This window comes from Streptomyces sp. NPDC005423 (genome assembly GCF_040606415.1).
Lineage (GTDB): Bacteria > Actinomycetota > Actinomycetes > Streptomycetales > Streptomycetaceae > Streptomyces.
The window spans coordinates 29,024-47,786 of record NZ_JBEXET010000051.1 but is presented as its reverse complement, the minus strand read 5'-3'; the positions used below and the strand labels follow the sequence as shown (position 1 = coordinate 47,786).

The 18,763-nt window shown below is 73.2% G+C and carries 14 protein-coding genes; 9 read left to right on the top strand and 5 right to left on the bottom strand.

Features of this window, described 5'->3' with window-relative positions; genetic code table 11:
• Nucleotides 1-83: 83 nt before the first annotated feature.
• A complete protein-coding gene (locus ABZT12_RS34230) occupies nucleotides 84-2,303 on the bottom strand; it encodes an NADP-dependent isocitrate dehydrogenase (RefSeq protein ID WP_356392019.1) in 2,220 nt (739 codons plus the stop codon).
• A 210-nt stretch (nucleotides 2,304-2,513) separates the two neighbouring features.
• On the opposite strand from ABZT12_RS34230, the gene ABZT12_RS34225 reads away from it, so the two are divergent.
• The gene (locus ABZT12_RS34225) at nucleotides 2,514-4,055 is read left to right on the top strand and encodes a M1 family metallopeptidase (protein WP_356392016.1); all 1,542 of its coding nucleotides are present in this window, start codon (nucleotides 2,514-2,516) and stop codon (nucleotides 4,053-4,055) included.
• A 13-nt stretch (nucleotides 4,056-4,068) separates the two neighbouring features.
• On the opposite strand, the gene ABZT12_RS34220 is transcribed toward ABZT12_RS34225, so the two are convergent.
• From ABZT12_RS34220 to ABZT12_RS34210, 3 genes are all read right to left on the bottom strand, one after another.
• Nucleotides 4,069-5,166: a mechanosensitive ion channel family protein gene (locus ABZT12_RS34220; RefSeq protein ID WP_356392013.1), complete on the bottom strand. Its 1,098-nt coding sequence runs from the start codon at nucleotides 5,164-5,166 to the stop codon at nucleotides 4,069-4,071.
• Between the two features lie 200 nt (nucleotides 5,167-5,366).
• On the bottom strand, nucleotides 5,367-6,899 hold the full coding sequence (locus ABZT12_RS34215) for an amino acid permease (protein WP_356392010.1): 1,533 nt from the start codon (nucleotides 6,897-6,899) through the stop codon (nucleotides 5,367-5,369).
• An 82-nt stretch (nucleotides 6,900-6,981) separates the two neighbouring features.
• Nucleotides 6,982-7,980, bottom strand: a complete 999-nt coding sequence (locus ABZT12_RS34210) for a hypothetical protein (RefSeq protein ID WP_356392007.1) — start codon at nucleotides 7,978-7,980, stop codon at nucleotides 6,982-6,984.
• A gap of 253 nt (nucleotides 7,981-8,233) precedes the next feature.
• On the opposite strand from ABZT12_RS34210, the gene ABZT12_RS34205 reads away from it, so the two are divergent.
• From ABZT12_RS34205 to ABZT12_RS34195, 3 genes are read left to right on the top strand one after another with little or no spacing between them, the layout of a single operon-like run.
• Complete coding sequence (locus tag ABZT12_RS34205) at nucleotides 8,234-9,673, top strand: FGGY family carbohydrate kinase (RefSeq protein ID WP_356392004.1); 1,440 nt, start codon at nucleotides 8,234-8,236, stop codon at nucleotides 9,671-9,673.
• Nucleotides 9,674-9,704: 31 nt separating this feature from the next.
• Nucleotides 9,705-11,177 (top strand): FAD-dependent oxidoreductase, encoded by a 1,473-nt coding sequence (locus tag ABZT12_RS34200; RefSeq protein WP_356392001.1) that lies wholly within the window; start codon nucleotides 9,705-9,707, stop codon nucleotides 11,175-11,177.
• Between the two features lie 17 nt (nucleotides 11,178-11,194).
• Nucleotides 11,195-12,436 carry an FAD-dependent oxidoreductase gene (locus tag ABZT12_RS34195; RefSeq protein ID WP_356392028.1) on the top strand — a complete coding sequence of 414 codons (1,242 nt, stop codon included), beginning with the start codon at nucleotides 11,195-11,197 and terminating at the stop codon, nucleotides 12,434-12,436.
• 241 nt (nucleotides 12,437-12,677) lie between these two features.
• Here ABZT12_RS34195 and ABZT12_RS34190 read toward each other — a convergent pair whose 3' ends face one another.
• Nucleotides 12,678-13,601, bottom strand: a complete 924-nt coding sequence (locus ABZT12_RS34190) for a lysylphosphatidylglycerol synthase transmembrane domain-containing protein (RefSeq protein WP_356391999.1) — start codon at nucleotides 13,599-13,601, stop codon at nucleotides 12,678-12,680.
• A 144-nt stretch (nucleotides 13,602-13,745) separates the two neighbouring features.
• On the opposite strand from ABZT12_RS34190, the gene ABZT12_RS34185 reads away from it, so the two are divergent.
• The 5 genes from ABZT12_RS34185 to ABZT12_RS34165 all read left to right on the top strand — a co-directional run bounded on the left by ABZT12_RS34185 (nucleotide 13,746) and on the right by ABZT12_RS34165 (nucleotide 18,713).
• Nucleotides 13,746-15,656, top strand: a complete 1,911-nt coding sequence (locus tag ABZT12_RS34185) for an ABC transporter ATP-binding protein (RefSeq protein WP_356391996.1) — start codon at nucleotides 13,746-13,748, stop codon at nucleotides 15,654-15,656.
• 210 nt (nucleotides 15,657-15,866) lie between these two features.
• Nucleotides 15,867-16,421: a hypothetical protein gene (locus ABZT12_RS34180; RefSeq protein ID WP_356391993.1), complete on the top strand. Its 555-nt coding sequence runs from the start codon at nucleotides 15,867-15,869 to the stop codon at nucleotides 16,419-16,421.
• Entirely contained in the window at nucleotides 16,418-16,930 is a 513-nt protein-coding gene (locus tag ABZT12_RS34175; RefSeq protein WP_356391990.1) for a hypothetical protein, read from the top strand. The genes ABZT12_RS34180 and ABZT12_RS34175 overlap by 4 nt, the downstream gene beginning before the upstream one ends.
• Complete coding sequence (locus ABZT12_RS34170; protein WP_356391987.1) at nucleotides 16,927-17,862, top strand: ATP-binding cassette domain-containing protein; 936 nt, start codon at nucleotides 16,927-16,929, stop codon at nucleotides 17,860-17,862. The genes ABZT12_RS34175 and ABZT12_RS34170 overlap by 4 nt, the downstream gene beginning before the upstream one ends.
• Complete coding sequence (locus ABZT12_RS34165; protein WP_356391984.1) at nucleotides 17,859-18,713, top strand: ABC transporter permease; 855 nt, start codon at nucleotides 17,859-17,861, stop codon at nucleotides 18,711-18,713. Before ABZT12_RS34170 ends, ABZT12_RS34165 begins: the two co-directional genes overlap by 4 nt.
• Nucleotides 18,714-18,763 lie beyond the last annotated feature (50 nt).

The following is an 18,763-nucleotide window of genomic DNA, read 5'->3' as shown; positions in this document are numbered from 1 at the left end:
AACACTCTTTCCCTCCCCGACGCTCTTCCGATCTGGGGCGGCGGGGCGGACCAGGGGCGCGGGGGGCCTTGGGCCCCCGCCGGTCAGCTGAGGGAGGCCAGCGCCGCGTTCCAGGTGGCCGACGGGCGCATCACCTCGGCGGCCCGGGCCGGGTCGGGCTGGTAGTAGCCGCCGATCTCGGCCGGGGCGCCCTGCACCGCGCCGAGTTCGCCGATGATGGTCTGCTCGGCGGCGGCGAGCGTCTCGGCGAGGCCGGCGAACGCCTTCGCGAGCTCCGCGTCGTCGGTCTGCGCGGCCAACTCCTGCGCCCAGTACAGGGAGAGGAAGAAGTGGCTGCCGCGGTTGTCGATGCCGCCGACGCGACGGGTCGGGGACTTGTCCTCGTTGAGGAAGGTCGCCGTGGCGCGGTCGAGGGTGTCGGCGAGGACCTGGGCGCGGGCGTTGCCGGTGAACGTCGCGTACTGCTCCAGGGAGGGGACCAGGGCGAAGAACTCGCCGAGCGAGTCCCAGCGCAGGTAGTTCTCCCGGACCAGCTGCTGGACGTGCTTGGGCGCGGAGCCGCCGGCGCCCGTCTCGAACAGGCCGCCGCCCGCCATCAGCGGGACGACCGACAGCATCTTGGCGCTGGTGCCCAGCTCCAGGATGGGGAAGAGGTCGGTGAGGTAGTCGCGCAGCACGTTGCCGGTCACCGAGATGGTGTTCTCTCCGCGCCGGATGCGCTCCACCGACAGCTTGGTGGCCTCGACCGGGGCGAGGACGCGGATGTCCAGGCCCTCGGTGTCGTGCTCCGGCAGGTACGCCTTGACCTTCTCGATCAGGCGGGCGTCGTGGGCGCGGGTCTCGTCGAGCCAGAACACCGCCGGGTCGCCGGTGGCGCGGGCCCGGGTGACGGCCAGCTTCACCCAGTCGCGGATCGGGGCGTCCTTGGTCTGGCAGGCGCGGAAGATGTCACCCGCGGCGACCGTCTGGTCCAGGACGACCTCGCCGGCCGCGTCGACCAGACGGACCGTGCCGGCCGCCGGGACCTCGAAGGTCTTGTCGTGGCTGCCGTACTCCTCGGCCTTCTGCGCCATCAGGCCGACGTTCGGGACCGAGCCCATCGTCGAGGGGTCGTAGGCGCCGTGGGCGCGGCAGTCGTCGAGCACGGCCTGGTAGACGCCGGAGTAGCTGGAGTCGGGGAGCACCGCGAGGGTGTCGGCCTCCTCGCCGTCCGGGCCCCACATGTGGCCGGAGGTGCGGATCATGGCCGGCATCGAGGCATCGACGATCACGTCGGACGGCACGTGCAGGTTGGTGATGCCCTTGTCGGAGTCGACCATCGCGAGCGCGGGGCCCTCGGCGATCTCCGCGTCGAAGGACGCCTTGATCTCGTCGCCGTCGGGGAGCGCCGCCAGGCCCTTGAGGATGCCGCCGAGACCGTCGTTGGGGGAGAGGCCGGCCGCGGCGAGCGTCCGGCCGTAGCGCTCGAAGGTCTTCGGGAAGAAGGCGCGGACCACGTGGCCGAAGATGATCGGGTCGGAGACCTTCATCATGGTGGCCTTGAGGTGCACGGAGAAGAGGATGTCCTCGGCCTTGGCGCGGGCGATCTGCGCGGTGAGGAACTCGCGCAGCCGGTCGACGTGCAGCACGGAGGCGTCGACGACCTCGTCCTTCAGGACCGGTACGGAGTCGCGCAGCACGGTGGTGGTGCCGTCCTCGGCGACCAGCTCGATCCGCAGCGAGCCGTCCTCGGTGATCACCGTGGACTTCTCGGTGGAGCGGAAGTCGTTCTCGCCCATCGTCGCCACGTTGGTCTTGGACTCGGCGGTCCAGGCGCCCATGCGGTGCGGGTGGGTCTCCGCGTACTTCTTGACCGAGGCGGGGGCGCGGCGGTCGGAGTTGCCCTCGCGCAGGACCGGGTTGACCGCGGAGCCCTTGACCTTGTCGTAGCGGGCCCGTACGGACCGCTCCTCGTCGGTCTTCGGGTCGTCCGGGTAGGCCGGCAGCGCGTAACCCTGCTCCTGGAGCTCGGCGACGGCGGCCTTGAGCTGCGGGATCGACGCCGAGATGTTCGGCAGCTTGATGATGTTGGCCTCGGGCGTCTTCGCCAGTTCGCCCAGCTCGTGCAGGGCGTCCGGGATCCGCTGGTCCTCGGTGAGGTACTCCGGGAACAGGGCGATGATCCGCCCCGCCAGCGAGATGTCCCGGGTCTCCACGGTGACACCTGCCTGCGCGGCGTACGCCTGGACCACCGGCAGGAAGGAGTACGTCGCGAGGGCCGGGGCCTCGTCAGTGTGCGTATAGATGATGGTCGAGTCAGTCACCGGGTGCTCCGCTCCACGTCTGCAACATTGCTCGACATCAAGATATCTCCTGATCGGGTCCGGCTCGACAGGGGTCCGCCCCGCCGCCGATTCCAGAAGGTGCCGATCCGGTGCCCACCGATCGCCCGATCTCACCGTCTACAAGGTCGGAAGAACCAGCAGACCCGGCGGCCGGGCCCGACCACCCGGCCTCCCGAGCGAAGGCGGATCATGAGATATCGCACCAGAGTGACGGCCCCGGCGGCCGCCCTGATCGGCACCGCGGCGGCGCTGACCATAGGCTCGCCGGCCTCCGCCGTCCCGCGGGGGAACGGCACGGAGGGCGGCGAGACCCTCGGCGACCCGGTCTTCCCCGGCCTCGGCAACGACGGCTACCGCGTCCTCGCCTACGACCTCGACCTCGCCTACGACGCGACGACCCGGCTCGTCGACGCGACGGCCACCCTCAAGCTGCGCACCACCGAGACGCTGACCCGGTTCTCCCTCGACGCCCTCGGCCTCGACATCCGCACCGTCCGCGTCAACGGCCGTACGGCCGGTTTCGAGCAGGCCGGCGAGAAGCTGCGCATCACCCCCGGCGCCGCGCTGCCGGCACGCTCCTGGGCCGAGGTCCGCGTCGAGTACTCCGCCGACCCGCGCCGCGCACTCACGCACACCGGCTGGGTCCCCACCCCCGACGGCTTCGCGGTCTGCGGCCAGCCGGACTCGGCGCACACCGTCTTCCCGTGCAACGACCACCCCGCCGACAAGGCCGACTTCACCTTCCGGCTCACCGTCCCCGACGGGCTGCGCGGCGTCGCCAACGGCCAACTGGTGTGCACCGAGCGGCTGGACGACGGCCGGACCGCGTACAGCTACCGCTCCCGCTCGCCGATCGCCACCGAACTCGTGCAGCTGACCGTCGGCGACTACGTGGTGAAGGAGCGGCAGGGCCCGCACGGGCTGCCGCTGCGCGACGTGGTGCCCGCCGCCCGCGCCGCCGCCCTCGAACCGGCGCTCGCGCTGACCCCCGGACTCGTCGACTGGCTGGAACAGCGCCTGGGCGCCTACCCGTTCGAGACGTACGGACTGCTGCCCTGCAACTCCGACGACCCGGGCGCCTTCGACTTCACGGGACTGGAGACCCAGACCCTCACGCTCTACAAGCCCAACTTCCTGCTCCAGGAGGAGAGCAGGATCGGCTCGCACATGATGCACGAGCTGGTCCACTCCTGGTTCGGCAACAGCGTCAGCCCCGGCACCTGGGCCGACCTCTGGCTCAACGAGGGCCACGCCGACTTCTACGGCCTGCTCTACCGCTACGAGCGCGGCTGGGCCGACTCCCTCGGCCTCACCACGATGGAAGCGCGCATGAAGGACACCTACGCGCGCGGCGACCAGTGGCGCCACGACTCGGGACCGGTCGCGGCGCCGAACGCGGCCGACCTCTTCGACAGCCAGCGCTACCTGGGCGGCGTCCTCGTCCTCTACGCACTGCGGCAGCTCGTCGGCGAGGACACCTTCCACGCCGTGGAGCGCGCCTTCCTGGCCCGCCACCGCGACTCCACGGCGACGACGGCCGATTACATCGCCGTCGCCTCCGAGGTCTCCGGCCAGGACCTCTCCGGCTTCCTGCGCGACTGGCTGTACGGCACGTCGACGCCGCGCATGCCCGGGCATCCGGAGTGGACGGTCACCCCCGTGATCCCCTCCCTCGCCGCCCCGCACAGCCGGACCGACGGCCGCTACCAGGACAACTCCGCCACTCTCTGAGGGAGTTGACTCCTCAGTCGAGCCGGGCGGAGGAGACTTCGCCCGGCTCGCCGGAGCCGGCCCGCTGCTGGGGGATCGTCAGCGCGCCCTGGTGGAGCGCGACCGTGCGGGTGGGCGCCGGGATCCGGATGCCCTCCTCGCGGTAGCGCCGGTGCAGCCGCTTGACGAACTCGTGCTTGATGCGGAACTGGTCGCTGAACTCGCCCACGCCCAGGATCACCGTGAAGCCGATCCGGGAGTCGCCGAAGGTGTGGAAGCGGATCGCGGGCTCGTGCTCGGGGACGGCTCCGGTGATGTCGGTCATCACCTCGGCGACGACCTCCATGGTCACCCGCTCGACGTGCTCCAGGTCGCTGTCGTAGCCGACGCCCACCTGGACCAGGATGGTCAACTGCTGCTCGGGACGCATGAAGTTGGTCATGTTCGTCTTGGCGAGCTGCCCGTTGGGGATGACCACCAGGTTGTTGGAGAGCGCCCGGACCGTCGTCTGACGCCAGTTGATGTCCTCGACGTACCCCTCCTCACCGCTGCTCAGCCGGATGTAGTCGCCGGGCTGGACCGTCTTCGAGGCGAGGATGTGGATGCCCGCGAAGAGGTTGGCGAGCGTGTCCTGAAGGGCCAGCGCCACCGCGAGACCGCCGACGCCCAGGGCGGTGAGCAGCGGCGCTATCGAGATGCCCAGCGTCTGCAGCATCACCAGGAAGCCGATCGCGAGGACCACGATCCGGGTGATGTTGACGAAGATCGTGGCCGAACCGGCAACTCCGGAGCGGGAGTTGGTGACCGCCCGCACCAGACCGGCGATCACCCGGGCCGCCGTCACGGTGACGACGAAGATCAGCAGGACCTTCAGGCCCTGGTTCACCTGGTGCTGCACGGTCCGGGTGAGCGGCAGCACCGCCGCGGCGGAGGCGGCGCCGGCGGTGATCGCCGCCCACGGCACCACGGTGCGCAGCGCGTCCACGATCATGTCGTCGCCGCCCCACCGGGTCCGGCTCGCGTGCCGGCCCAGCCAGCGCAGCAGCAGGCGCAGCAGGAAGCCGGCGACCAGGCCGCACATCAGGGCTATGCCGGCCAGGGTGAGGTCGTCCAGGGAGAGCGCGCGGCTCATCGGTCACCTCCGGGCGGAGGCTGGACGGCGCGGAACGCCGCCGACGGCCGGACGGGCAATGTCATCACGTGGGGTCACCTGCTCGGTCGCGGGAAGTACGAACGCGCCGGCCGGGACGGACCCTTGACCGGCGCGAACGCTCATCCTGCCGTACCCGGCGCGGGCGTCGACACCTGGCCGCGGAGCGCGGGCACCGCTTTTCAGACGATGCCCTCCGCCAGTTCGGCCTGGTCCAGCTCGGAGCCGTAGGCGGCGGCCGTCGGCGTACCGTACGAGCGGCGGGCGACGTACCACCACACACTGGCCAGCAGCAGGACCGCGGCGAGCGCGATGGACGCGTAGTTCATCGAGTCGGCCGTCACCGGCGACGACTGCGGGAGACAGAACAGCACCGTCACACACGCCACCCAGACCACCGCGATCCAGCCGATCGGCCGGCTCCAGCGGCCCAGACTCCACGGACCCGGCCGGAACCGGTCGCCCGCGCGCAGCCGCAGGAAGACCGGGATCGCGTAGGCGGGCGTGATGCCGATGACGTTGATCGCGGTGACCGCGCCGTACGCCGTCGCCGAGTACAGGGAGGGCAGTGCCAGCACCCCGGCGGCCACCACCGCCAGCCACACCGCGGCCACCGGGGTCTGGGTGCGGCTGCTGACCTTGCGCCACAGGGCCGAGCCGGGCAGCGCCCCGTCCCGGCTGAAGGCGAACACCATGCGGCTGGCCGCGGCCACTTCGGCGTTGCCGCAGAAGAGCTGCGCGACGATCACCACGAGGAGCAGGGCGCTGGCCCCGCCCTTGCCGAGCCCGTCGAGCAGGATCTGCGCGGGCGGCACGCCGGTCGCGCTGTTCCGGGTGCCGGCGTAGTCCTGGATGGCGAAGGTCAGGCCGGCGAGCAGGGCGAAGCCCGCGATCCACGACACCCAGATCGAGCGCACGATGCCGCGCGCGGCCGACACCGAGGCGTTCGAGGTCTCCTCGGACAGGTGCGCCGAGGCGTCGTAGCCGGAGAACGTGTACTGCGCGAGCAGCAGTCCGATCGCCGCCACGTAGAGCGGGTTGGACCAGCCGGTGTCGTTGACGAACTTCGTGAAGACGAAGGACGCGGACCGGTGGTGGTCGGGGACGACGGCGAGCGCGCCGACGATGACCGCGACACCGGCCAGATGCCACCAGACGCTGACCGAGTTCAGGACGCTGACCAGCCGCACCCCGAACAGGTTGAGCACGGCGTGCAGCAGGAGGATCGCGAGGAAGATCAGCATGGTTCTGCCGGGTGTCGGGGTGAAACCCCACCGCAGGTTCAGGAACGCGCCGGTGAACAGGGCCGCGCCGTAGTCGATGCCGGCGATCGCGCCGAGCAGGCCGAGCAGGTTCAGCCAGCCCGTGTACCAGCCCCAACGGCGCCCGCCGAGCCGGTCGGCCATGTAGTAGAGGGCGCCCGAGGTCGGGTACGCGCTGGTGACCTCGGCCAGCGCCAGGCCCACGCAGAGCACGAAGAGACCGACGCCCGCCCAGCCCCACAGCATCACCGCGGGCCCGCCGGCGCCCATCCCGAAGCCGTACAGGGTCATGCAGCCGGACAGGACCGAGATCACCGAGAAACTGATCGCGAAGTTGCCGAAGCCGCCCATCCGGCGGGCCAGCACCGGCCGGTAGCCGAGTTCGCGCAGCCGCCGCTCCTCGTCGTGCTGCGCGTCATCGGGCGTGCCGGACCGTTCGGACGTGGGGGACATCAAAAAACCTCCGAGGCAAGGGAGTTGGGGACACAGGGCAGTAACAGCCGACAGCCGACAGCGGGGGGAGTCCGGGGAAATCTCAGGAACGGCCGCCCGGACCGCGGGCCGTGGTGCACCGGGTGCGGGCGGCGAGGAAGACCTCGGCGGCCTGCGCCGCGTCGCCCGGCCGGCCGGTGCGGTACGCCCACGGCACGGGCGTGCAGTACGGGCCGAGCGCGTCGAACACCCGGGCCGCGTACGGGAACTGGAGGGCGCCCCACAGCGCGTGGGCGAGATGGTTCAGGTCCAGCAGGGAACGCTCGGCCCGGTCGGTGTGCTCGAACCACGCGTGGAAGGCCTGTTGGGCCTCACGGCCGGCGTCCTCCGCGACCCAGTGCAGGTCCAGCGCGGCGTCCCGGCCGCCCACCCGCCGGTACCGCTCCACCCGCACATAGAGCGGCAGCATGTGCAGGGCGGACCCGCGCGGCGCCGAGCCGGCCGCCCAGTGCGCGTAGCCGACCGCCTCCGCCAGCCGGCCCGAGGACCCGCGCGCGTACAGGAACTGGAGCATCCGGTGGTGCGCCTCGCGGTTGTACGGGTCCCGTTTGCCGGCCTCCGCCAGCAGACCCCACGGCCCCGGCGGCAGCGTCGGCTCGGGCGGCGCCGCCCGGTGCTCGTCCCAGCGCTGGTCCCGGTCGATCTGCGCCAGCGCCAGCAGACACACCCACGGCACCGGGTCCTGCGGCGCGATCCGGGTGGCGGTGTCACTCGCGTCCCACGCCTCCAGCCACATCTGGTGCGTACGGCGGTGCTTGTCGCGGTGGGCCCGCAGCGCCCGCTCCACGGCGACCCGGGCGTGCATCACGGCGGCCGGGACGCTGTGCGGCTCCTCCGCGAGCCAGACCCGCACCACGTCCGTGCCGGCCGCCGCGGCGGCGAGGACCTGGGTGCGCTGCGTCCACTGCCACCACTCCTCGGTCTCGGCGAGCAGCCCGCGCATCGCCATCCACCGCCCGGTGCGCAGGTCCTGGAGGGCCGCCCGCAGGGCGGAGTCGTGGCCGGCGGGGTCGTAGGCGGGACGTGCTCCGTCTCTGGCCATCAGCCGCCCGCCTCGGGGCCGGGGCACGGCATGACGGCAGGGTGGAGTAACAACAGCCCTCCTCCGGGCGGCGGTCGAGGAGATCGCGTTGGTCGGCGGTCACTATAGAGGGGTCGGTTCCGCCACATCCAACGTTTCCTCGGCGAAGTCAACTCCAATTGGCTGTAAGTGAGTTGACCGCAGGTCAGCGATGCTTGACGTGGTGTGCCGGGCGGCGGCAGGCTGTCGCGCAGTGATCGACGGGAGGGGTGGCATGACGGGTCCGGTACTCGCCGTCGACCAGGGCACATCCGGCACCAAGGCGTTGGTGATCTGCCCCGAACGCGGCGTCATCGGCACCGGGTTCGCCGCCGTGCACACCCGCCGGCTGCCCGGCGGACTGGTCGAGACCGGCCCCGAGGAACTCTACGAGTCGGTGCTCGTCGCGGGCCGCAGGGCCGTCGCCGAGGCCGACGAGCCCATCGCGGCGCTGGGCCTGGCCAACCAGGGCGAGACGGTCCTCGCCTGGGACCCGGACACCGGTCTGCCGCTCTCCGACGCCCTGGTCTGGCAGGACCGGCGTGCCGCCGGCGTGTGCGCCGAACTCGCCGAGCACGCCGAGGAGTTACGGCAGCTGACCGGTCTGCCGCTCGACCCCTACTTCGCGGCGCCCAAAATGGCCTGGATCCGCCGTCACCTCACCCGCGACGGCGTCGTCACCACGAGCGACGCCTGGCTCGTGCACCGCCTCACCGGCACCTTCGTCACCGACGCGGCGACCGCCGGCCGCACCCAGCTGCTCGACCTCGACCGGACCGCCTGGTCGCCGCGCGCCCTGGAGCTGTACGGCCTGTCCGGCGAACGCCTGCCGGAGGTGGTCGACGCGGCCGGTCACATCGGCACCACCACCGCCTTCGGCCCCCGGATACCGCTCACCGGCCTCGTCGTCGACCAGCAGGCCGCCCTGTTCGCCCAGCGGATCACCGCACCCGGCGGCGCCAAGTGCACCTACGGCACCGGCGCGTTCCTGCTCGCGCACACCGGCGAGCAGCCCCGGCGCGGCGGCTCCGGCCTGGTCAGCTGTGTCGCCTGGCGGCTCGCCGGACGCACCAGCTACTGCCTCGACGGCCAGGTGTACACCGCCGCGTCCGCCGTGCGCTGGCTCACCGACCTCGGTGTCATCACCGGCGCCGCCGACCTCGACCGGGTGGGCGCAGGCGTACCCGACTCCGGCGGTGTCACCTTCGTACCGGCCCTCGCCGGGCTCGCCGCCCCCTGGTGGCGGGGCGACCTGCGCGGCTCGCTCACCGGACTCGGGCTCGACACCAGGGCCGGGCACCTGGTGCGGGCGCTGTGCGAGGGCCTCGCCGCCCAGGTCGTCGAACTCGCCGAAGCCGCCGCGAGGGACCTGGGCACCCCCCTGGACGTCCTGCGCGTCGACGGCGGACTCACCCGCTCCGCGCTGCTCATGCAGACCCAGGCCGATCTGCTGCAACGCCCCGTCGAGGTCTCCGCCCTGCCCGACGCGACCGCGCTGGGCGCGGGCGCCCTGGCCCGGCTCGGCGCCGAACCCGGCCTCACCGTTCCCGAAGCGCTCCCCGACTGGAAGCCGTCCGCCGTCTACGAACCACGGGTCTCCTCCGACGAGGCGGCGGAACGGCTGGCCGTGTTCCGCGCGGAGGTCGGCGTGCTGCTGGACCGGCGGCCGGCGTGAGGGGCGCCGCGCGGCGGGCCGCGGGGCCCGTATGACGGTCACCGTGGCCGGGCCGCTGCCGACGGACACTTACGACGTGGCGGTGGTCGGCGCGGGGGTGGTGGGCTCCGCCGTCGCCCGAGAACTCGCCCGCCACCCGGGGCTGCGCGTCGCCCTCGTCGAGGCCCAGGACGACGTCGGCCAGGGCACCTCGAAGGCGAACACCGCGATCCTGCACACCGGCTTCGACGCGGTACCCGGCTCCCTCGAAGCCCGGCTCGTCCGTGAGGGCTCCCGCCGGCTCGCCGCCTACGCCGCCGAGTCGGGCATCCCGGTGGAACCCGTCGGCGCGCTCCTCATCGCCTGGGACGAGGAACAGCTCGCCGCGCTGCCCCGCCTCGCGGAGAAGGCCGTACGCAACGAGTACACCACCACCCGGATCCTCGACGCGGCCGAACTCCGGCGGCGGGAACCCCACTTGGGGCCGGGCGCGCTCGGCGCCCTGCACGTGCCCGGCGAGAGCGTCATCTGCCCCTGGACCACGACACTCGCCTACGCGACCCAGGCCGTCCGGCACGGAGTCGACCTCCACCTCAACTCCCGCGTGGAGCAGGCCTCCTGGCGGGAGGGCAACCATCTCCTCGGTACCGTCCGGGGGCCGCTGCGCGCCCGCCGGCTCGTCAACGCCGCCGGACTGCACGCCGACACCCTCGACCGGCAACTCGGCCACGACGACTTCACGGTCACCCCGCGCCGGGGCCAGTTGATCGTCTTCGACACGTTCGCCCGCGCTCTGGTCCGCCACATCCTGCTGCCCGTCCCGACGCCGCTCGGCAAGGGGGTCCTGGTCGCCCCGACCGTCTACGGCAACCTGCTGCTCGGCCCCACCGCCGAGGACCTGGACGACAAGGAGGCCACCGGCTCGACCGCCGAGGGCCTGGCGCTGCTGCGCGAGAAGGGCGCCCGCATCCTGCCCGCCCTCCTCGACGAGGAGGTCACCAGCGTCTACGCCGGCCTGCGCGCCGCCACCGAGCACGACGACTACCGCATCACCGCCCACCCCGAGCGGGGCAGTGTCACCGTCGGCGGCATCCGCTCCACCGGCCTCACCGCGTCGCTCGCCATCGCCGCGCACGTGACCGCGCTGCTGGCGGAGACGGGGATCGCGCTCGGCCCGGTCCGCGAGCTGACCCCGGTCCGCATGCCGAACCTCGGCGAGGCCTTCCCCCGCCCGTACCAGGACGCCCGACTCATCGCCGCCGAACCGGAGTTCGGCACCCTCGTCTGCCACTGCGAACGCGTCTCCCGGGGCGAGATCCGCGCCGCCCTCGCCAGCACGATCCCGCCGCGCGGCCTGGACGGCCTGCGCCGAAGGACCCGGGCTCGCGGCGGGCGCTGCCAGGGTTTCTACTGCGGTGCGGAGGTACGGGCGCTGCTGGCAGGGACGGGGTACGGCGACGGGACGGGACCCCGCATCGGTTGCCCCCGCATCGACGACCCCGGCACACAGGAGGCCGCTCCGTGACTTCGCCGCCCTCCCCACTGTCCCCGCGCGAGGTGGACGTGCTGGTCGTGGGCGCCGGTCCCGCCGGGCTCGCCGTCGCCGCCGCGCTGGCCGCCGCCGGTGTCGGCCGGGTCGAGGTGCTGGAGCGGGAGCGGGAGGCCGGGGGAGTGCCCCGGCACTGTCACCACGGCGGCTTCGGCACCTGGAGCCGGCCGCTCACCGGACCCCGGTACGCACGCCGGGCAGTCGACGCCGCCGAACGCGCCGGGGCCGTCGTCCGCACCGGCGTCACGGTGCTCGACTGGGCGGGCCCGCTCGCCCTCGACACCGTGGGACCGCGCGGACGCGAGACCGTGGGCGCGGCGGTGGTCGTCCTGGCCACCGGCGTCCGTGAACGGCCGCGCGCCGCCCGGCTGGTGCCCGGCACCCGGCCCGCCGGGGTGTACACCACCGGCGAGTTGCAACAGGCGGTGCACCTGCACGGACAGCGGATCGGCCACCGGGCGGTGGTGGTCGGCGCGGAGGACGTGTCGTACGCGGCGGCCGGCACCGTGCGCGCCGCAGGCGCCGAGGTCGTGGCCCTGGTCACCGAACTGCCCCGCGCCCGGACGGCACCGGCCCGCGCCCTCAACGCCCGCCTGCGGCACGGGATTCCGCTCCTCACCGACGCCACGGTCACCGAACTCCTGGGCCACGGACGCCTCTCCGCCGTCCGCGTCCGGCACCGGGACGGCCGTACGGCTGAACTCCCGTGCGACACCGTCGTGTTCACCGGCGACTTCGTGCCCGACCACGAACTGGCCCGCCGCGGCGGCCTCGCCCTGGACCCCGGCACCCGGGGTCCCGCCGTGGACGGCGCCCTGCGCACCGTACGGCCGGGCGTCTTCGCCGTCGGCAGTCTGCCGCACCCCTCGGGGAGCGCGGCCACGGCGTCCCGCGAGGGCGCGTACGGCGCCGCCGCCGTGCTGGAGACCCTGGCCGGAGCCGCGTGGCCCCGCTCGACGGTGCCCCTGCTCGTGGACCCGCCGTTGCGCTGGATCGCCCCGAACCGGATCGCCCCGGCCGACGACCGGCCCTACGCCCTGCGCACCTCGGCCCTGCCGCGCCGCCCCGTTCTCCGCCTCACCCAGGACGGCCGCCTGCTGCACCACGAGACGCTGCGCGGCGCCGTCCCCCACCGCGCCCTCACCCTGACCGCCCGCTGGACCCACCGGGTCGACCCCCGGGGCGGCCCGGTCCGGGTGTCCGTCGTCGGAACGGGACCGCCCGCGTCCCGCTGAGCGTGCCGGCCGCGACCGGGCGCGACCGGGCGCGACCGGGTGAACTGCCGCGCGGCGCGGCGGAGTTGCACGGGACCGGGGGTGTCCCGTTGAGCGTGCCGGGCGAGACCGGGCGCGACCGGGAGAACTGCGGCGCGACGCAGCGGAGTTGCACGGGACCGCCCGCGTCCCGCTGAGCGTGCCGGCCGCGACCACGTGCCGCTGACTGAACCGCCTTGTGGCGCAAGGGAGTCGCGTGGGATCAGATCACCTTCAGCCGTACCAGCGCCCCCAGCGTGATCGCCCCCGGCAGCAGGGGCAGCCACACGGTGATGATCCGGTAGGCCAGCACCACCGCCGTCGCCAGCGCGACCGGACCGCCCACCGCGACCAGCGCCACGATCAGCGCCGCCTCCACCGAGCCGAGACCGCCGGGCGTGGGCACCAGCGCCACGGCGACGGTCGCGGCGAGATACGCCAGCGCCATGTGCGCGGCCGGCACCGGCAGCCCCAACGCCTGCCCCACGGCGGCCAGTCCAGTCGCCTGGAGCACGGGGAACGCCAGCGAACCGCCCCACAGCGCCAGCGCCCTGGCAGGCCTGGTGTGCACGGATCGGGCCTCGCCCAGCGCCGTGGACAGGAACGAGTGGACCGCCGTCCGCAGCCGCCGTACGAGCGTCAGCGCCAGGAGCGCCCCGGCCAGTACGGCGGCGACCGCGCCCAGCAGCGGACCGACCGCCGTGTCCGGTACGAGAGTTCCCAGCCGCAGCGTGTCCGGGAAGGCGATCAGCAGTCCGGCGAGCAGTCCCAGCCGGGCGACCGTCTCCGCCAGCAGACAGAGCGCCAGCGCGGCCGACGAGCGGGCGAGCGGAACCCCGCACACCGTCATGAACCGCAGGTTGACCGCCCCCGCGCCCAGCCCGGTCGGCAGCAGGTGGTTGGCCGCGCCCGCCGCGAACTGGGTGACCAACAGCCGTCGCGCGGGCAGCCGTTCCAGCACCGCGCCCTGCCGGGTGAAGGCCGCCGCCACCCACGTCAGACAGGTGGCACCGGCCGCCGCCAGCAGCCAGGGCCACTGCGCCGAACGCAACTGGCCGAATCCCGCCACGAGGACCGACCGGTGCGGCACGGCGACGGCCGTGACCAGCAGGAGCGGAAGCAGACACAGAAGCCGGCGCGCTGTCACACTCGGAGAGGGTCTCCGCACCACGCCAACCGCGGGTGGCGGAAGCGGGGACGGCGGACGGCGGGCGGATGCCGTGACCACCTCGCGCACGGCCGCCGTGGACGTCTTGACCTCGATCGGGCTTGAGGTCCTAGGTTCCCTCCCATGAGCATGGAAACCACAGCCTGGACCCAGCTGCGCACGGTCATGAGCGCGCGGGAGCACCGTCCGCTCGCCCGCGAGACCCTGCGCCGCGTCGCCGCCTTCGCCCGCCCGCACCGCCGCCGTATCGCGCGCTTCGTGACGCTCGGCGTCGTGACCGCGCTGCTCGCCGTGGCCACCCCCGTCCTGGCCGGCCGCGTCGTGGACGCGATCGTGTCGGGCGGCGACGACGGCACGGTCGTCCGACTCGCCCTGCTCATCGCGCTGATCGCGGTCGCCGAGGCGGCGCTCGGCGTGGTGGGCCGGCGGCTCTCGGCGACGCTCGGGGAGGGGCTCATCCTCGATCTGCGTACGGCCGTGTTCGATCATGTGCAGCGGATGCCGGTCGCGTTCTTCACACGTACCCGTACGGGCGCGCTAGTCTCCCGACTCAACAACGACGTCATCGGCGCCCAGCGCGCGTTCAGCGACACCCTCTCCGGAGTGGTGAGCAACTCCGTCACCCTGCTGCTCACCCTCGTCGTCATGCTCACCCTCTCCTGGCAGGTCACGCTGCTCGCCCTGGTCCTGCTGCCGCTCTTCGTGGTGCCGGCCCGCCGGATGGGCGGCCGGATGGCGCGGATGCAGCGCGAGGCGGCCGAACTCAACGCGGCGATGGGCACCCGCATGACCGAACGCTTCTCCGCGCCCGGCGCGACCCTCATCAAACTCTTCGGCCGCCCCGAGGAGGAGTCGCGGGAGTTCGCCGAACGCGCGGGCAGGGTACGGGACATCGGGGTGCGCACCGCCACCGCCCAGTCGGTGTTCATCACCTCCCTCACCCTGGTCTCCGCCCTCGCCCTCGCCCTCGTCTACGGTCTCGGCGGCCGGCTCGCCCTGCACGGCACCCTGGAGCCGGGCGCCGTCGTCTCCCTCGCCCTGCTCCTCACCCGCCTCTACGCCCCGCTGACCGCGCTCGCCGGCGCCCGTGTCGAGGTGATGAGCGCCCTGGTCAGCTTCGAGCGGGTCTTCGAGGTCCTCGACCTCACCCCGCTGATCGCCGAGAAGCCGGACGCCCGCGAGGTGCCCGCAGGTCCGGTGGCCGTGGAGTTCGACACCGTCCGCTTCGCCTACCCCGCCGCCGACAAGGTCTCCCTCGCCTCCCTGGAGGAGGCCGCCGCCCTGGACACCCGCGGCGGCGCCGAGGTCCTGCACGGCATCTCCTTCCGCGCCGAACCCGGCCAGACCGTCGCCCTGGTCGGCTCCTCCGGCGCCGGCAAGTCGACGATCGCCCAACTCCTGCCCCGCCTCTACGACGTCGACGAGGGCGCCGTACGCGTCGGCGGGGTCGATGTGCGGGACCTGAGCGCGGCCTCGCTGCGGGACACCCTCGGCATGGTCACCCAGGACGGCCACCTCTTCCACGACTCGGTCCGCGCCAACCTCCTGCTGGCCCGCCCCGCCGCGACCGACGACGAACTCTGGGACGCCCTCGGCCGCGCCCGCCTCGACGCCCTCGTACGGTCCCTGCCCGACGGCCTCGACACCGTGGTCGGCGAGCGCGGCTACCGGCTCTCCGGCGGCGAACGCCAGCGGATGACCATCGCCAGGCTCCTGCTCGCCCGCCAGCGCGTCGTCATCCTCGACGAGGCCACCGCCCACCTGGACAACACCTCGGAGGCGGCCGTCCAGGAAGCGCTCACCGAGGCGCTGGCCGGCCGTACCGCGGTGGTGATCGCCCACCGGCTCTCCACGGTCCGCTCGGCCGACCGGATCCTCGTCGTCGAGGACGGCCACATCGTCGAACACGGCACGCACACCGAGCTGTTGGCGGCCGACGGCCGCTACGCCGAGCTGTACCGGACCCAGTTCGCGGAAGGCCCCGGCGAGCCGGACGAGCCCGGCGAGCGGCCCCTGGCGGCTCCCGTCAGGTAACAGCCGTACGCGGGAACGCGGTTGAGCAGTGAGCCGGCCGGCGCCGGGGAGACGGGCGCCGGTCCCGGGTGGTACCGGGGTACCACGGACGTCGCCTCATTGCCCTCCCGGGTACCACGGCCGTCGATCGTCCCGCCCCTAGCGTGAGGGAGCAGCAAGGAGCAGTGAGCGAGCCGGGTCCGACCCGGCCGGGGACGGGAGACAGGGACGATGACCGGGACACCGCACACGAAGCCGGCGGAGACCGCCGGATCCGGCGCGCGTAGCGCCTCCGCGACCCCCGGCACCCTCTCCTCCTTCGTACGGTTCGCGCTGATCGGCGGCACGACCGGGGTCGCCTCCGGCTACGCGGTGACGGAGCTGGCCGCCACGATGCCCTGGGCACTGGCGAACGCGCTGATCACCGTCGTCTCCACCGCCCTCTGCACCGAGTTGCACGCCCTCCTCACCTTCGGCACCGGACGGCCCGCCGGCGGGCGCCGCCATCTGCAGTCCGCCGGGTCGGCGGTGGCCGCCTACGCGGTGACGTCCCTCGCCGTCGCCGTACTGGAGTTGCTGCGGCCGACGGCCGGCGTCCTCCCGCAGCAGGCCGTCTACCTCGCCGCCGCCGGCCTCGCCGGCCTCGGACGCTTCCTCGTGCTGCGCCTGTTCGTCTTCGGCGACCAGGGAGACCAAGGCGACCAGGGCGACCAACCAGCCGTCCGTCACGCCCCGTTCATGCCGACATCGGCTCCGGCGGTCCTCCCGGCCCTGGCCCGGTCATGACCGGGAGCCGCCGGCTGGGCACGCTGCTGGTCTGCTGCGGCCTCGCGGTGCTGCCCTGGATCCTGGCCCTCGCGGCCTTCCTGCCCAGCACCGTCCGGGTCAGCAACTGGTCCACGGCCTGGGTCGGACTCGACGCGCTCGAAGCCCTCGGCCTGGTCACCTCCGGATGCCTGCTGCTGCGCCGCGACGCGCGCGGCTCGCTGACGGCCGCCGCGACCGCCGCCCTGCTCCTGGTGGACGTCTGGGTCGACGTCACGACCTCCGCCGGCGGCTGGGAACGCGTCGAGGCCGTCGCCATGGGCCTCGGCGCCGAGCTGCCCCTCGCGGCGGTCTGCGCCGTTCTGGCCGTACGCTCCCTGCCCCGTCGGCCGGCCGAGGTAGTACCCCGGTACCACTCCGGTCCCGCATTGCCCCCCGGGGTACCAAGGATCACGGCCTGCCGGCGCCTAACGTCGGAGTCGACGAGGACCGCAGGAGTCCGGCCGCGCGACGCGAGGGAACCACGATGATCGAGGCACAGCAACTGACCAAGCGGTACGGGGAGAAGACGGCGGTCGACCACCTCGACTTCGTCGTCAGGCCGGGCTCGGTCACCGGCTTCCTCGGCCCGAACGGCGCCGGCAAGTCCACCACGATGCGCATGATCGTCGGCCTCGACGCCCCCACCAGCGGCACCGTCACGGTCAACGGCGCGCGCTACGACCGGCACAGCGCGCCCCTCCAGGAGGTCGGCGCGCTGCTGGAGGCGAAGTCGATCCACCCGGGCCGCTCCGCCTTCGACCACCTGATGGCGCAGGCCCACACCCACGGCATCCCGCGCCGCCGCGTCGAGGAGGTCGTCGAACTCACCGGGCTCCAGTCGGTGGCGAAGAAACGCGCAGGCGCCTTCTCCCTGGGCATGGGACAGCGCCTGGGCATCGCCGCCGCGCTGCTCGGCGACCCGGCCACCCTCCTGCTGGACGAACCGGTCAACGGGCTCGACCCGGAAGGGGTGTTGTGGATCCGCAACCTCCTCACCCAGCTCGCGTCCGAGGGCCGTACCATCTTCGTCTCCTCCCACCTGATGAGCGAGATGGCCCTCGTCGCCGACCACCTGATCATCGTCGGCCGGGGCCGGCTGCTCGCCGACACCACCGTCGAGGAACTGATCCGCCGCAACGGCGGGGACTCCGTGACCGTCGCCACCGACCGGTCGGCCCGGCTGCGCGAGGTCCTGTCCGGACCCGGAGTCGAGATCACCGGCGAGATCGGTTCCGAGGAACTCCGGGTGACCGGCCTGACCGCCCGCGCCATCGGCCTCAAGGCCGCCGAGCACGGCATCCCCCTCTTCGAACTCAGCTCCCGGACCGTCTCCCTGGAACAGGCCTTCATGGACCTGACCAGCGACGCCGTCGAGTACCACGGCAGCACCACGGTGAACACCCCCGGGAGGGCCGCATGACCACCACCAGCGTGACCGAGAGCCCCGCACCCGCGCCGGCCCCCACCCTCCCCCCGCGTCCTCAGTACAAGGTCACCGGCCGCCGGGTGCTGCGCTCGGAGTGGGCCAAACTCTGGTCCCTGCGCTCCACTTGGATCACCTTGGGACTCGGCCTGCTCTTCCTGGTCGGCTTCGGGGTCATCGCCGCCGCGCACTACCACTCCGAGTACACCTCCGGCCGCCAGATGCGCCCGGACGACGCCGGCGCCACCGCCCTCGGCCTCTCCCTCTTCGGCACCAACTTCGCCCAGCTCGCCCTGGGCGTCCTCGGCGTACTGGTCACGGCGGGCGAGTACTCGACCGGGATGATCCGCTCCACCCTCGCCGCGGTGCCCCGCCGGCTGCCGGTGCTCTGGGCGAAGGCAACCGTGTTCGGCCTGGTCGCCCTGGTCGTCGCCACCGTGGGCGTCTTCATCGCGTTCCCGATCGGCGAGCACATCGTCTCCGGGACCCCCGCCGCGCTCACCCTCTCCCACACCGGAGTCGTACGTGCCCTGCTCGGCGCCGGGCTCTACCTCGGCCTGGTCGCCGTCATCGGTACCGCGCTCGGCGCGCTGCTGCGCTCGGTGGCCGGCGGCATCGCCGTCCTGGTGGCCGCGCTGATGCTGGTGCCCGGCCTGATCTCCCTGCTGCCCACCTCGTGGCAGGACAACGTCAGCCCGTACCTGCCCAGCAACGCCGGCGAGTCGATGTTCGCCCTCACCCACGACTCGACGACCCTCTCGCCGGGCGCCGGACTCCTGGTCCTCCTCGCCTGGACCGCGCTCGCCCTCGCGGGCGCCGCCTACCGGCTCCTGCGCACGGACGCCTGACGCGCCACCGGCCGGGCGGTGCGAACCGCCCGGCCGCCGTGCGCCACGAT

Coding starts and splice junctions, on each gene's coding strand:
- ABZT12_RS34200 (WP_356392001.1), top strand. CDS start 9,705: ATGACGGTCACCGTGGCCGGGCCGCTGCCGACGGACACTTACGACGTG.
- ABZT12_RS34210 (WP_356392007.1), bottom strand. CDS start 7,980: ATGGCCAGAGACGGAGCACGTCCCGCCTACGACCCCGCCGGCCACGAC.
- ABZT12_RS34180 (WP_356391993.1), top strand. CDS start 15,867: ATGACCGGGACACCGCACACGAAGCCGGCGGAGACCGCCGGATCCGGC.
- ABZT12_RS34175 (WP_356391990.1), top strand. CDS start 16,418: ATGACCGGGAGCCGCCGGCTGGGCACGCTGCTGGTCTGCTGCGGCCTC.
- ABZT12_RS34225 (WP_356392016.1), top strand. CDS start 2,514: ATGAGATATCGCACCAGAGTGACGGCCCCGGCGGCCGCCCTGATCGGC.
- ABZT12_RS34205 (WP_356392004.1), top strand. CDS start 8,234: ATGACGGGTCCGGTACTCGCCGTCGACCAGGGCACATCCGGCACCAAG.
- ABZT12_RS34165 (WP_356391984.1), top strand. CDS start 17,859: ATGACCACCACCAGCGTGACCGAGAGCCCCGCACCCGCGCCGGCCCCC.
- ABZT12_RS34185 (WP_356391996.1), top strand. CDS start 13,746: ATGAGCATGGAAACCACAGCCTGGACCCAGCTGCGCACGGTCATGAGC.
- ABZT12_RS34215 (WP_356392010.1), bottom strand. CDS start 6,899: ATGTCCCCCACGTCCGAACGGTCCGGCACGCCCGATGACGCGCAGCAC.
- ABZT12_RS34220 (WP_356392013.1), bottom strand. CDS start 5,166: ATGAGCCGCGCGCTCTCCCTGGACGACCTCACCCTGGCCGGCATAGCC.
- ABZT12_RS34170 (WP_356391987.1), top strand. CDS start 16,927: ATGATCGAGGCACAGCAACTGACCAAGCGGTACGGGGAGAAGACGGCG.